Below are 14,127 nucleotides of genomic sequence, written 5' to 3'. Positions count from 1 at the left end.
CGTGGGAAATTACGGGGACACCTTACTTAATTATTACCCAGCGACGTTTGACTTTTCACGGGAAAATAGGGGACCGTCCCCCTTTTAACTTCTTTGACTTTTGCGGGCGGAGGAGATCAGCAGCGTGGAGCCGGCGGAAAAAGCCAAACACTTTCCCGACCAGCCCGGGGTGTACCTCTTCCGGGGCGCGCGCGGCGAGGTGCTGTACGTCGGCAAGGCCGTATCCCTCAAAAACCGGGTGCGGTCATACTTCACCGGGGCGCGGAGCGACAAAGTCCAGGCGCTGGTCGGCAAGACGCGGGACGTGGAGTGCCTGGTCACCGGCTCGGAGATCGAGGCCCTCATCCTGGAGTCGAATCTGATCAAGGAGCACCGGCCGCGCTACAACGTGGTGCTAAAGGACGACAAGAGCTACCCGTACCTGAAGGTGACCGTGCAGGAGGAGTACCCCCGCATCTTTCTGACCCGCACCCAGCCGTGCGACGGCGCCCGCTACTTCGGCCCCTACCCGGGCGCGGCGGCGGTGCACGAGACGGTGCGGATTCTGAAAAAACTCTTCCCGCTCCGTTCCTGCCGTCAGACCCGGTTCAGGCAGCAGCGCCCGTGCCTGAACCACCACATCGGGCGCTGCTTGGGCCCTTGCGCTGGTACGGTCGATCCCGAGCGGTACCGGGCCATGGTGCAGGAGGTGCTGCTGTTCCTGGAGGGGCGGCACGCCGAACTGGCGCGCGGCCTGACCCGGAAGATGGAGGCGGCCGCGGCGAACCTGGAATTCGAGCGGGCGGCCGAACTGCGTGACCAGCTCCGGGCTGTCGAGCAGGTGCTGGCCCGGCAGAGCATTGTGTCCCCCGGGCGGGAGGACCGGGACGTGGTCGCGCTGGCCCGGGACGGAAACCGCGGCCGGGCGGTCGTGCTGGAAATCAGGGACGGCAAGCTGCTCGGTCGCCACATCCTGGACCTGCAGGGGATCGCGGAGCGCTCCGACGCCGAGGTGCTGGCCGCCTTTTTGAAGCAGTACTACCGGGAGGCCGGTTTCATCCCGCCCGAGGTGCTGCTCCCCGCCCCGCTGGGCGAGGAGCGGGGAGTGATCGCCGAGTGGCTGGGATTGCGGCGGCAAGCCCGCGTCCGGTTGCCCGTGCCCAGGCGCGGCCGCAAACTTGAACTGGTCCGCCTGGCCGAGCAAAACGCCGCCGAGGCCCGGGTCCAGATGGAGTTCGAACGCGATGCGGGCGAGGCCCTGGCCGAACTCGCCGCCGTCCTGGGGCTGGAACAGGCCCCGGCCCGCCTTGAGGGGTACGACATCTCCAACATTCAGGGCGCCCAAACGGTGGGCGTCATGGTCGTCTTCGAGGACGGCCGCCCGGCCCCCGCTGAATACCGGCAGTTCCGGGTGCGGGAGACCGTCGGCGCTCCGAACGATTTCGCGGCCATGCGCGAGGTGGTGGCCCGCCGTTTCGCCCGCGCCCGTGAAGAGGCGGAGTTGATTGCCACGGGACAGCTCTCGTCGCGCGAAGCCCGTTTTTACCGGTTGCCCGACCTGGTGCTCATTGACGGGGGCAAGGGCCAGCTGAGCGCGGCCCAGGAGGCCCTGCGCGAGACCGGATTCCAGGCCGTACCCGTGTTCGCCCTGGCCAAGGAAGCGGAAAAGGTCTACGCCCCGGGACGCAGCACACCGGTGCCGGTGCCCCCGGACTCCCAGGCCCTTTTTCTCCTGCAGCACTTGCGCGACGAGGCCCACCGGTTCGCCGTCGGCACCCACCGCCGGACCCGTTCCCGGGAAAGCCTGCGTTCCCTGCTGGAGGAGATCGACGGCATCGGGCCGGTGCGGCGCCGCGCCCTGCAGAAAGCCTTCCCGTCCCTGGACGCCCTTAAGGGGGCGACGCCGGCGGAACTGGCCGCCGTCCCGTCCATGAACCGCAAGGCCGCCCAAGCCGTGTACGACTACTTCCACGACGCTCCCGCGGAATAACGGCCGGACCCGGCCGTTTGCCAAACCTTGCCGCCGCCCGGGCAGGTATAAAGTGCCCAGTCGGCGAACTTTGATTTTCAGAGGCGTTATGCGCACCACTCCGGATAAACAAGGCCCGCCTGAAGGAACATGACGGGAGAAGGTTCAGGGCGGGCCGGGCCGGGGCATCCACAATAGCGGGGCGGAGACCGGCGGACTTCGGTCCGGTCCGCCCTAGCACGGGGGTATTGTTTTGCCGGACTACGGGCTGGTGGCCATTGACCTGGACGACACTCTGCTCACGAGCGGGCTCGAGGTGTCGCCGCGCGCGGAGCGGGCGATCAGCCGCGCCCAGGAGTCGGGCGTGGTGGTCACCCTGGCGACCGGGCGGATGTTCCTTTCCGCGGCGCCGTTCGCGCGCCGCCTGGGCATCGACGCTCCGATCATCACCTACCAGGGAGCGCTGGTGAAGCACCCGGTGACCGGCGCCGAACTGCTGCACCGGGCGTTGGCGAACCACACCGCCCGGGCCGTGATCGAACGCCTGCGGGCCCACGGCTACCACATCAACGTGTACCTGGACGACCGGCTCTATATGGAAGTCCTGACCGAACTGGGCCGAAGGTACGCCGACCTTTCCCGGGTTGAAGCCCACCCGGTGGGCGACCTCCTTGAATACCTCGGCGGCCGCGACCCGACCAAGGTGCTGGCCATCGGCGCTGAGGACGACATCGAGCGCCTGGAACGGGAGATGCTCGCCCTTTTCCCGCCGGAGCGGGTGCACATCACCCGCTCGAAGCTCAAGTTCCTGGAGTTCTCCCATCCCCGGGCGACCAAAGGCCGGGCGCTGCAGTACCTGGCGGAACACTGCGGCGTCCCGCGGGAAGCCGTGATGGCGATCGGCGACGGCTACAACGACCTGGACATGGTGGCCTGGGCCGGGCTGGGCGTGATGATGGGCAACGCCCGGGACGAGGTGAAACGGCACGCGGACCACGTCACGGCGTCCAACGACGCGGACGGCGTGGCCGAGGTCATCGAGCGGTTCGTGCTCGGCGAGTGACGGAAAGCGGGGTGGACTCGTGGGGGCCGATTATGTAGCCGGGGTCGACCTGGGCGGTACCAAAATATACACGTTGCTGGCCACGGCGGAAGGTACGGTCAAGGCGGAGGCGAAGGTGCCGACCGAGGCCGGGCGGGGATACGAAGCCGTCGTGGAGCGGATTGCGGAGACGGTGGCCGCGGTCGCGGCCCAGGCCGGCGCGCGCCCCGAAAACGTCCGGGTGGTGGGGGTCGGGGCGCCCGGGCCGCTCGACCCGCAGACCGGAATCGTGCACCAGGCGCCTAACCTGGGTTGGAAAGAGGCGCCCCTGCGAGCCGACCTGGAGGCACGCCTCGGACTCCCGGTGCGCCTGGAGAACGACGCCAACCTCGGCGCCCTGGGCGAGTACGCCTTCGGCGCCGGCCGGGGCGGCACCGAACTGGTGTACGTCACTGTTAGCACCGGGATCGGCGGCGGGCTCATCCTGAGAGGGGAGATTTACGGGGGTGCGGGCGGCGGGGCGGGCGAGATCGGGCACATCACCGTGGTGCCGGGCGGCCCGCGCTGCCGCTGCGGGAGCCGGGGGTGTCTGGAGGCGGTGGCCTCCGGAACGGCGATCGCGCTCCGGGCCCGGGAATTGCTGGACGGGGGTGCGGGCGGCGGTGCCGGTGCGCCTGCCGGAACCGGCGGTACCCGCGTCCGCCCCGGAGCCGGCATGCTGGCCCTGGCGGGCGGGGCGGCGGAAGCGATTACGGCCGCAACCGTGGCCCGCGCGGCCGAAGCGGGCGACCCGGAAGCGCGCGCCATCCTAGACGAGGCGGCCTGGCACCTGGGGACCGGGCTGGCCGCCGTAGTCAACCTGCTCAATCCGGGCCTGGTAGTGCTGGGCGGCGGGGTGATGCGAAGCGGCCGGCTGCTTTGGGAGCGGATGGACACCTCCCTGCGGGAGCAGGCCCTGGAGGCGGCCTACCGGCAGGTGCGACTGGTGCCGGGCGCGCTGGGCGCGCGGGCGGGCGCGCTGGGCGCGGTCGCCCTGGCCCTGCGCGGCAGGTGAACCGGAGGATGTTGCGGCGATACAGCCGGAATGATTCTGAGTGACTTCGGCGGACACCTTTCGGAGGAGTCGCTTACGACGATTCATCGTCGCTCATGCGGGAATGAAAGTGTTTATTCCAGATTATATTTTCAGAGAAGACAACCATGCCGCCTGCGGCACCATCAGACGGCTTGGGCGGGCCTGCGCTGAGGACGTGCTCGAAGTGGGCCCCGAAACCCACCGGATCGAGCCAAGTCAGAGGAGTCGGAGGAGTCGCTCACGACGATTCATCGTCGCTCATGCGGGAATGAAAGTGTTTATCGAGGGGATTTTCAGGGTAGGTTCCGACATTCCAGAAAGGTTGGAGTTGAAGGCAAGGAGATCTGATAGGCAAGTGTTCCGTAAGTTATTGTCCTGACCGTCCTGATCCTTAACTTTAAGGAGGGTGATATGGTGAGTGGTGTGTTGGACAGTGCAAGGGAATTGGGAGCACTGGATTCCACGGGGATGTTCGAGGCGGCCTGGAACCTGCCCGAACAATGTGAGCAAGCCTGGTCCCTGGCCGGGGAAACGCCCCTGCCCGAAGTGACGGACTGGCGGCAGATCCTGGTGACCGGTGTCGGGGGTTCGGCCATCGGCGGGGACCTCTTGCGGGTGTTTGCCGCCGGCAAGCTGCACCTCCCGGTGCTGGTCAACCGGGACTACACGCTGCCGTGGTACGTCAACCAGGACACCCTGGTCTTCGCGGTCAGCTATTCCGGGAACACCGAGGAGACCTTGAGCGCCTACGATGCCGCTCGGGAGCGGGGGGCGTCCGTGGTGGCGGTCACCACCGGCGGGCAACTGGGGGATAAAGCCGCCGCCGATGGTCAAACGGTGATCCGCGTGCCGGCCGGCATCGCCCCGCGCGCGGCGACCGGGCACCTTTTTATCCCGATGGTGGCCGTGCTTGAGCGGCTGGGGTTTTTCGCCGGGATGCGGGCCGAGGTCGAAGGCCTTTCCGTGCACCTGCGGGAACTCCGCGACCGGTACGGCCCCCGGACGCCGACCCGCGAAAACCCGGCCAAGCAACTAGCCTTGAACCTTCAGGACCGGCTGCCCGTGATCTGGGGCGCCTCGGGCACCACCGAGGTGGTCGCCCAGCGCTGGAAGGGGCAGCTCAACGAGAACGCCAAGGCGCCCGCCTACTGGAACGTGTTTCCCGAGCTCAACCACAACGAGGTGGTCGGATTTGAACAGCCCGGAGACCTCCTGGGCCGGATTTGGCTCATCATCCTAAAAGACGACGCCGATCACCCACGGGTGCGGCTCCGCATGAAGATTACCCGGGAAATGGTCAGGAAGACGGCCGGCCTGACCGAGGTTCACGCCTCCGGCCCCACTGAGTCGGCCCGGCTCTATTCGTTGATTTATCTGGGAGATTACGCTAGCATGTATGTGGCGGCACTGGCCGGGATCGACCCCGGTCCGGTGCGGGTGATCGACCACCTCAAAAACGAACTGGCCAAACACGAATAGACCCGGGGTGTGATGAATCATGGCGGGGACCAGGCTCCTGATTGTCACCGGTCTGTCCGGAGCGGGCAAGACCCAGGCCGTACGGTGTCTGGAGGACCTGGGGTTCTTTTGTGTCGACAATCTGCCCCCAAAGCTGATACCTAAGTTTGCCGAGCTTTGCGCCCAAACCACCGGAAAGATAGAGCGGATCGCGCTGGTGGTCGACGTCCGGGGAGGGGAGTTCTTCGCCACCGTCCTTGACGTGTTGAACGACCTCAAAGACCAGAGTCTCCGTTATGAAATCCTCTACCTGGAGGCCTCAAACGAGACCTTGGTGCGCCGCTTCAAGGAGTCCAGGCGCCCGCACCCGTTGAGCACCTCGGGGGAGATCGTGGAAGGGATTGAGGCCGAACGGCTGGCGCTGCGGGAACTGCGCGGACTGGCCCACAAGATCATCGACACCTCCAATTTCTCCGTGGCCCAGCTCAAGCAAGAGATAGCCAACCTCTACGGTGGCAATGGAGACCGGGAGCGTTTGGCGATCACCGCCGTTTCTTTCGGCTACAAGTACGGAATTCCCCTGGACGCCGACCTGGTCATCGATGTCCGGTTTCTGCCCAACCCCCATTACGAACCCCAACTCCAGCCCCTGACCGGGCTCGAAGAGGCGGTAAAAGACTACGTCTTCGAAGCGCCCATCACCGGCGAGTTTCTTTCCCACCTGCAAAACCTGTTCGATTTCTTGATCCCGCAATATATCCGGGAGGGCAAGACCACGCTGACGTTGGCCATCGGGTGCACGGGCGGCAAGCACCGGTCGGTGGTGCTGGCCAACTGGCTCGGAGAACAACTGCGGGAGCGCAACCACCGGATCGTCGTCCGGCACCGTGACCTGGGCCGGGACACTGCCGGCGCAAATTAATAGGCACATATGTTTTAATCAGGGAATAGATTCACACAAAAAGACCTTTTAGGGAAGTTTTAGGTCAGCACTATTTATGATTGTGCTATAATAAATAGCAAACAGCGGGAGGCAGGGCTGGCCTGTGTCGTTTTCGGCCTACACCAAGGACGAACTGGCCCGGATCGAAGGGTTGCCGTCTTGCTGCCGGCTGGCCGAATTGGCGGCGCTGGTCAAGCTTAACGGCCGCCTGGTCCGCGGACCGGGGGAGCTGCTGGTCACGACGGAAAATGCGGCGATCGCCCGCAAAGTCTTCAAGGCGTTGAAGACGCAGTTCAAACTTGCCGCCCGGGTGGAAATCCGCCGCAAGCCACGGCTGAAGAAGAACAACGAGTATTTGGTGCGCATCGGCCGCCAGGACGGCCTGGGTCCCGCCCTGGTGGAGACGGGCCTGTTCACTGCTTCCCTAAGGGTCAGACCCGGTCTGAGGCGGGACCTGGTGGGCCGGGAATGCTGCCGGCGGTCCTACCTCCGGGGGGCGTTCCTGGCCCGCGGCTCGGTTTCCAGTCCCCGGGGGGCCTACCATCTGGAAATCGCCGTCGGGGACGAGCGCCTGGCAGCGGACCTGTCGGGCTTGATGCGCAAGGTTGGCCTGGAGGGGCGTTTTTCCCCGCGCAAACGGGGCTGGGTCGTCTACCTCAAGGGCGGCGAGCAGGTGGCCGACGCGCTCAAGCTCATGGGAGCGCACACGGCCCTGCTTGATTTTGAAAACACCCGCGTTTACAAGGATATGCGCAACCGGGTGAACCGGCTGGTGAACTGTGACACGGCCAACCTGGGCAAGACGGTTTCGGCCGGAATGCGCCAGGAGGAACACATCCGGCTGGTGGTGCAGCGGTTGGGCCTGGAGAACCTCTCCCCACCGCTCCGCCAGGTGGCCCGGCTGCGCCTGCAGTATCCGGAAGTCAGCCTGCGCGAACTGGGTGAGTTGGCCCAGCCTCCCTTGAGCAAGTCGTGCGTCAACCATCGCCTGCGGAGGCTGGAACACATCGCCGGGCAGATCCTGGGTTCCAAGACCCGGAACTGAGCCGGGTGAATTGCATACGGGGGTTACCATCCGCTGCCCGGCCTGTTATAATGTGGCCAATCGTCTTCGGCCGGTTAGACGGAACGGGAACAACTCATACTAGGGGAGGAGTACGGCTGATGAAGGTGAGACTGGGTATCAACGGGTTCGGCCGGATCGGGAAGCTGGTGATGCGCGCGGCCCTGGCCCGTGAAGACGTCGAGGTGGCGGCGGTCAATCACAGGTCGCGGCGGCTCGCCGCAACGCCCGCATACGCGGAATCCCTGCTGTACAGCCTCCGCCACGATTCGGTTCACGGCCGGTTTCAAGATGAAGTGAGCGCCCTCGGCGACGTGTTTCTGTTCCGGGGCCGGGAAATCAAGGTCCTTGCGGAAGCGGACCCATCGGCTCTCCCGTGGGCCGACCTGGGAGCAGACATCGTGGTCGAGTCGACCGGGGTATTGAAGGACGCCGCCCGGGCCGGGGGCCACCTCCGGGCCGGAGGCCGGAAGGTGATCGTCACCGCGCCGGCGGCCGACGCGGACCTGATGGTGGTGATGGGCGTAAACCACCACCTGTACGACCCGGAAAGGCACCACATCCTCTCCAATGCTTCCTGCACCACCAACTGCCTGGCTCCGGTCGCCAAGGTGCTGCACGAGCAGTTTGGGATCCGCAAGGCGCTGATGAACACGGTGCACGCGTACACCAACGGCCAGCAGTTGCTCGACATGCCCTATCGGGACCCCCGCCGGGGCCGGGCGGCCGCCCTGTCCATCGTCCCCACGACCACCGGCGCGGCCATGGCGGTGGGCGGGATACTGCCCGAGCTTGAGGGCCGGATCAACGGCTTCGCCCTGCGGGTTCCGGTGCCGAACGTGTCGGTGGTCGACCTGGTGGCCGAACTCGAACGGGAGGCCGCCGAGGAAGAAGTCAACGCCGCCCTGCGGGAAGCGGCCGCGGGCGAACTCAAAGGCGTGCTGGCCTTTGAAGATACCCCCCTGGTTTCGGTCGACTACATCGGGGACCCGCATTCCGCCACCATTGACGGCCCCTCAACCATGGTCCTGGGCGGGAATCTGGTCCGGGTGGTGGCCTGGTACGACAACGAGTGGGGTTATTCCTGCCGGGTGGTGGACCTGGCCGCCTACATCGCGTCCAGGGGATTTCCGGAATCGGCATAACCCCGCCGACTGCGGAGGGAGAAACGTTTGCACAAGAAAACGATACGGGACGTGGACGTCGGTGGAAAACGGGTCTTTGTGCGCGTGGACTTCAACGTCCCCTTCAACGAACAGGGTAAGGTGGCCGACGACACCAGGATCCGCGCGTGTCTGCCCACGATCGAGTACCTGCTCGCCGGCGGGGCGGCCGTAATTCTGGCCTCGCACCTGGGCCGGCCCAAAGGAAGACCCGACGGCCGTTTCAGCCTGCGGCCGGTGGCCGAAAGACTCGGCACGCTGACCGGACGGCCGGTGCGCTTCGCCGGGGAGGCCGTGGGTCCGGAGACGGAAGCCGCCGCCCGGGAACTGGCTGCGGGTGACATCATGCTGCTGGAGAACGTCCGCTTCTACCCCGAAGAGGAACAAAACGACCCTGAATTTGCCTCCCGCCTGGCGGCCCTGGCCGACCTCTACGTCAACGACGCCTTCGGAACCGCCCATCGCGCCCACGCTTCCACCGCCGGCATCGCCGCCCACCTTCCGGCTGTGGCCGGTTTGCTCCTGGAGAGAGAACTGGATATTCTGGGGCGGTTGTTGGCCGCTCCGGAACGCCCGTTCGTGGCTGTCATCGGGGGCGCGAAGATTTCGGACAAGATCGGGGTTCTGGAGCGCCTCATCGAGAAGGCCGACTACCTCCTGATCGGCGGCGGAATGGCGAACACGTTTCTGGCCGCCCAGGGTCACAATCTCCAGGCTTCCCTGTTCGAGGCCGACCGGCTCGATACGGCCAGGGCGCTGTTGGCCAAGGCCGGCCGGGGGGAGCGGATCACGTTGCCGATCGACCTGGTGGTGGCACCCGACCGGGAGCAGCCTGAGAAAAGGGTGACCGTGGATGTGGAGAGCATCCCCGTCGGCTGGGCGGCTTTTGACCTGGGTTCCGGCACTGTGCGCCTGTACGCCAACCGGCTCCGGCCGGCCCGCACCATTTTCTGGAACGGTCCGGTCGGCCTTTTCGAGGTGCCCGGGTTCGACCGCGGCACGCTGGATTTGGCCCGGGTGATCGCCGCCGCCGAAGCGACCACGATCGTCGGCGGGGGAGATACCGTCGCGGCCGTCAAACAGGCGGGGGTGCTCGACCGGGTGGACCACGTGTCCACCGGCGGGGGCGCCTCGCTGAAATTGCTGGCGGGCCGGGAACTCCCCGGGGTGGCGGTCCTGCAGGACCGGTAGGGAGGGGGAATCAAAGCTTTGCGCAAGCCGATTATCGCCGGTAACTGGAAGATGTACAAGACGCCGTCGGAGGCCGTGGAATTCGTGCGGCGGCTGCAAGACGCGAGTGCCGGCGTTCACAACGTGGAAATCGTGATTGCCCCGCCGTTTCCGGCCCTGGTGCCGGTGGCCGGGGTGTTGGCCGGGTCGCCCATCGGCTTGGCCGCCCAGAACATGTTCTGGGAAACCGAGGGGGCTTTTACCGGTGAGGTTTCGCCGGTGATGCTCGCGGAGATCGGCTGCCGCTACGTAATCCTCGGCCACTCCGAGCGGCGGCAGTATTTCGGGGAGACCGACGCGAACGTGAACCGCAAAGCCCGGGCGGCGCTTTCCCGGGGGCTGGTCCCGATCGTCTGCGTGGGGGAGTCCCTGGAGGAGCGCGAAGCGGGCCGGACAAAAGAAGTGGTCACCGCCCAGGTCCAGGGGTGCCTGGCCGGATTGCCGGCCGACGCGGTGGCCGGGTTGGTCATCGCCTACGAACCGGTGTGGGCGATCGGCACGGGCCGGACCGCCGGCCCGGCGGACACCCAGGATGTAAACGCCCGCATCCGCGTCCTGGTGGGCGAACTATTCGGCCGGGAGGCGGCCGACCAGGTCCGCATCCAGTACGGGGGCAGCGTGAAGCCGGAAAACACCGGCGCCCTGATGTCCCAGCCGGACATCGACGGGGCCCTGGTGGGGGGGGCGAGCCTGAAGGTCGAGAGTTTCGCCGGTATCATCCGGGAGACCGGGGGGGTGGTGGGGGGTTGAACCGCAACACGCCGCTGGTCCTGGTGATTCTGGACGGTTGGGGCCTGGGGGACCGGGTGGAGGGGAACGCCATCGCCCTGGCCGACACTCCCAACTGGGAACGGTACCTGAGCAACTGGCCCCACACCGTGCTCAAGTGCGCGGGCGAGGAGGTGGGGCTTCCCCCCGGCCAGATGGGGAACTCCGAGGTCGGGCACCTGAACCTCGGGGCCGGCCGGATCGTCTACCAGGATCTGACTCGAATCACCCGTGCCGTCAGGGACGGGAGTTTTTTTGAAAATGGAGTCCTGATCACGAGTATTGAGGCTTCGCGCGGAAACGGCGGCACCCTGCACCTGATGGGGCTTTTGTCCGACGGCGGCGTGCACAGCCATATCAGCCACCTGTTCGCCCTGCTGGAGATGGCCGGGCGGCTGGATCAGCGTTCCGTATACGTGCACGCTTTCCTGGACGGCCGCGACGTACCTCCGGCGAACGCCCTGGAGTACATCGCCGCGTTGGAGGAGAAGCTGAAGACGCTCGGCTTCGGGGCGGTGGCCTCGGTAATGGGACGGTACTACGCCATGGACCGGGACCGGCGCTGGGAGCGCACGGCCCGGGCCTACCGGGCCATGGTCCAGGGCCGGGGCTTTCAGGCTTCTTCGGCCCGGCAGGCCGTGGAACAGGGCTACGAGCGGGGGGAAACCGACGAGTTTATCCAGCCGACCGTCATTGTCCGGGACGACCGGCCGGTCGGACTGGTGCGCGACGGGGACGCGCTGGTTTTTTTCAACTTCCGGCCGGACCGGGCCCGCCAGATCACCAGGTCCTTCACGGACGCCGAATTCGGCGGTTTCGACCGCGGTCCGGCGCCCGTCTTTCCGGACTTCGTGTGCCTCACGCAGTACGACCGGACCATCGAAGCGCCGGTCGCTTTCGGTCCTCAGGAACTGCCCAACACCCTGGGAAACGTCCTGAGTCGGCACGGCCTCCGCCAGCTCCGCCTGGCCGAGACCGAAAAATACGCGCACGTCACTTTCTTTTTCAACGGGGGCGTGGAAAAGTGCGACCCCGGGGAAGACCGGCTCCTGATCCCTTCCCCGAAAGTGCCCACTTACGATTTGAAACCGGAAATGAGTGCCAGGGAGGTAACGGATACTTTGCTGGCGAATATGGAAAAATACGACGTAATCATTGTGAATTACGCCAATCCCGACATGGTTGGGCACACCGGAGACCTTTCGGCCACTGTCAAGGCCGTCGAGGCGGTGGACGAATGCCTGGGCCGGGTCGTGGAGGCGGTGCTGGCCAAGGCCGGGACGGTGCTTGTGGTGGGGGATCACGGCAAGGCCGAGCACATGTGCGACGCCGAAGGCTGTCCCCTTACGGCTCATACCTGTAACCCGGTGCCGCTGCTGATCATCGGCGGGGCGGCGGCGGGCCGGTCCCTGCGGCCGGGCGGCTTACAGGACGTGGCCCCCACAATTCTGGACTTGCTGGGGTTGCCCAAGCCGGTGGAAATGACGGGCACCTCCCTCCTCTCCCAGGGGAGAGGAATCCAGAATCCAGAATTCAGAAGTGGTGAAGACAAAGAACGGTGAGTCAAAGAACTAATATCTGTTCGTTCGGAAGCTTTAGGGAGCGCACGCATCGTGGATCGCGTTTCTGGGGAGCAACCGAGCCCGTGAATTGAAAGAAGCCTTTTGTTGCTCGGATGCGCATTCTGGATTCTATATTCTTGCTCCTAAGAGGGGCCTGACCCCTTTCCGGGGTTTTCATTCTGGATTCTAGATTCTGATTGCTATATTCTTAACCCCTTTAAGGAGGTCTTCCCTGTGTCCACTTTCATCTCCGACGTCTTTGCCCGGGAGATCCTTGATTCGCGCGGCAACCCCACCGTCGAGGTCGATGTCATCCTCGACGACGGCACCCTGGGCCGGGCGGCCGTACCGTCGGGCGCGTCCACGGGGACCTTCGAAGCGGTCGAGCTGCGCGACGGGGATATGCACCGCTTCCTCGGCCGGGGCGTCAGCCGGGCGGTGGCGAACGTCAACGCCATCATCGCCCCCGAGATCACCGGCGTCGACGCGACCGGCCAGGTGGCCATCGACACCATCCTGATCGAGCTTGACGGCACCGAGAACAAGAGCAAGCTCGGGGCCAACGCGATTTTGGGGGTCTCGCTGGCGGTCTGCAAGGCCGCCGCCAACGGGGTCGGTCTGCCCCTGTACCGCTATCTGGGCGGGACCTACGCCCGTGAGCTGCCGGTGCCGCTTCTGAACATCCTCAACGGGGGGCGGCACGCCGACAACAACCTGGACCTCCAGGAGTTCATGGTCGTGCCGGTGGGCGCGTCGTCCTTTGCGGGCGCCCTACGCTGCGGAGTGGAAGTGTACCACGCCCTGAAGAAGGTTTTGAAATCCCGGGGTTTGGGCACCACAGTGGGAGACGAGGGCGGTTTCGCCCCGTTCCTGGAGTCACATGCCCAGGCGCTGGACCTGATCATGGAGGCGGTCCGGGCCGCCGGCTACCGCCCCGGGGAGGACGTAATGCTGGCCCTGGACGCGGCCGCCAGCGAGTTCTTCCGGGACGGCCGATACCACCTGGCCGGGGAAAACCGGACACTTACCGCCTCCGAGCTGATCGGCTACTACGAGGACCTGGTTCAAAACTACCCGGTCATCTCCATCGAGGACGGACTGGCCGAAGAAGATTGGGAAGGCTGGCGGGAACTCACGGAGCGTTTGGGCGGCCGGGTGCAGCTCGTGGGGGACGACCTGTTTGTAACGAATCCCCAGCGGCTGGAAAGAGGAATTGTATCGAAAACGGCAAATTCTATACTGATAAAAGTAAACCAGATCGGTACGGTGTCCGAGACCCTGGAAACTATCAACCGGGCCCGGAGAGCCGGCTACACCGCCGTCATTTCGCACCGCTCCGGCGAGACCGAGGACGTAACCATCGCGGACCTGGCGGTGGCCACCGGGGTGGGGCAGATCAAGACCGGCGCCCCGTGCCGGACGGAACGGGTGGCCAAGTACAACCGTCTGCTGCGGATCGAAGAGGAATTGGGTGAGGTCGCCGTATTTCGGGGCCGGAGGTATTTCTCCAACCTCTAGTGGCGTAAATGGGCGCCGTTTCTGGAATTCCTGCTATTTTGACGTTGCAGGTGTATGAGGGCCATGCTATAATATTCATCGGTATTGTAAGGAGTTGTTTGCCATGTTGCTCAAAAGCATCGTAATGGGCCTGCACGCCCTGATCGCCCTCGGGCTGATCGCCGTAATCCTCTTGCAGTCCGGTAAGAGCGCCGGCCTTTCCGGGGCCATCGCCGGAGGCGCCGAGACCTTTTTTGGCAAAAAGAAGGGTTTGGACCAGTTCTTTGGCAAAGTAACCATTGTTTTGGCTGTTGTTTTCGGTCTTTTGTCCATCATCCTGACCGTGTGGAACTAACAGCTTTTTTGGCCCTTTGCCGA

Annotated in this window: 12 protein-coding genes; all 12 read left to right on the top strand. The window is 65.3% G+C overall.

Annotation, left to right across the window (positions count from 1 at the left end; all coding sequences use genetic code 11):
* The first annotated feature begins 124 nt into the window (after positions 1-124).
* The 12 genes from uvrC (at position 125) to secG (ending at position 14,104) form a co-directional block, all read left to right on the top strand.
* Positions 125-1,969, top strand: coding sequence for an excinuclease ABC subunit UvrC (gene uvrC / locus AB1402_04540; protein ID MEW6540869.1), 1,845 nt, complete (start codon positions 125-127; stop codon positions 1,967-1,969).
* Positions 1,970-2,201: 232 nt separating this feature from the next.
* On the top strand, positions 2,202-3,011 hold the full coding sequence (locus tag AB1402_04535; GenBank protein MEW6540868.1) for a Cof-type HAD-IIB family hydrolase: 810 nt from the start codon (positions 2,202-2,204) through the stop codon (positions 3,009-3,011).
* Between the two features lie 19 nt (positions 3,012-3,030).
* Positions 3,031-4,044, top strand: coding sequence for an ROK family protein (locus AB1402_04530; GenBank protein ID MEW6540867.1), 1,014 nt, complete (start codon positions 3,031-3,033; stop codon positions 4,042-4,044).
* Between the two features lie 432 nt (positions 4,045-4,476).
* Complete coding sequence (locus AB1402_04525; protein MEW6540866.1) at positions 4,477-5,544, top strand: bifunctional phosphoglucose/phosphomannose isomerase; 1,068 nt, start codon at positions 4,477-4,479, stop codon at positions 5,542-5,544.
* 19 nt (positions 5,545-5,563) lie between these two features.
* Entirely contained in the window at positions 5,564-6,445 is an 882-nt protein-coding gene (gene rapZ / locus AB1402_04520; protein ID MEW6540865.1) for an RNase adapter RapZ, read from the top strand.
* 124 nt (positions 6,446-6,569) lie between these two features.
* Positions 6,570-7,511, top strand: coding sequence for a DNA-binding protein WhiA (whiA, locus tag AB1402_04515; GenBank protein ID MEW6540864.1), 942 nt, complete (start codon positions 6,570-6,572; stop codon positions 7,509-7,511).
* Between the two features lie 119 nt (positions 7,512-7,630).
* A complete protein-coding gene (gap, locus tag AB1402_04510; protein MEW6540863.1) occupies positions 7,631-8,674 on the top strand; it encodes a type I glyceraldehyde-3-phosphate dehydrogenase in 1,044 nt (347 codons plus the stop codon).
* 27 nt (positions 8,675-8,701) lie between these two features.
* Positions 8,702-9,883 carry a phosphoglycerate kinase gene (locus AB1402_04505; GenBank protein ID MEW6540862.1) on the top strand — a complete coding sequence of 394 codons (1,182 nt, stop codon included), beginning with the start codon at positions 8,702-8,704 and terminating at the stop codon, positions 9,881-9,883.
* 18 nt (positions 9,884-9,901) lie between these two features.
* Positions 9,902-10,672 (top strand): triose-phosphate isomerase, encoded by a 771-nt coding sequence (gene tpiA / locus AB1402_04500; protein MEW6540861.1) that lies wholly within the window; start codon positions 9,902-9,904, stop codon positions 10,670-10,672.
* Entirely contained in the window at positions 10,669-12,252 is a 1,584-nt protein-coding gene (gpmI, locus tag AB1402_04495) for a 2,3-bisphosphoglycerate-independent phosphoglycerate mutase (GenBank protein ID MEW6540860.1), read from the top strand. The genes tpiA and gpmI overlap by 4 nt, the downstream gene beginning before the upstream one ends.
* 234 nt (positions 12,253-12,486) lie before the next feature.
* The gene (gene eno, locus AB1402_04490; protein ID MEW6540859.1) at positions 12,487-13,770 is read left to right on the top strand and encodes a phosphopyruvate hydratase; all 1,284 of its coding nucleotides are present in this window, start codon (positions 12,487-12,489) and stop codon (positions 13,768-13,770) included.
* 106 nt (positions 13,771-13,876) lie between these two features.
* Positions 13,877-14,104: a preprotein translocase subunit SecG gene (gene secG / locus AB1402_04485; protein ID MEW6540858.1), complete on the top strand. Its 228-nt coding sequence runs from the start codon at positions 13,877-13,879 to the stop codon at positions 14,102-14,104.
* Positions 14,105-14,127: the final 23 nt, after the last annotated feature.

The organism is Bacillota bacterium, from assembly GCA_040757205.1.
In the GTDB taxonomy this organism is placed as follows: domain Bacteria; phylum Bacillota; class Desulfotomaculia; order Desulfotomaculales; family Desulforudaceae; genus Desulforudis.
Note: the sequence above shows the minus strand (reverse complement) of the source record. Positions and strands in the feature narration are given on the sequence as shown.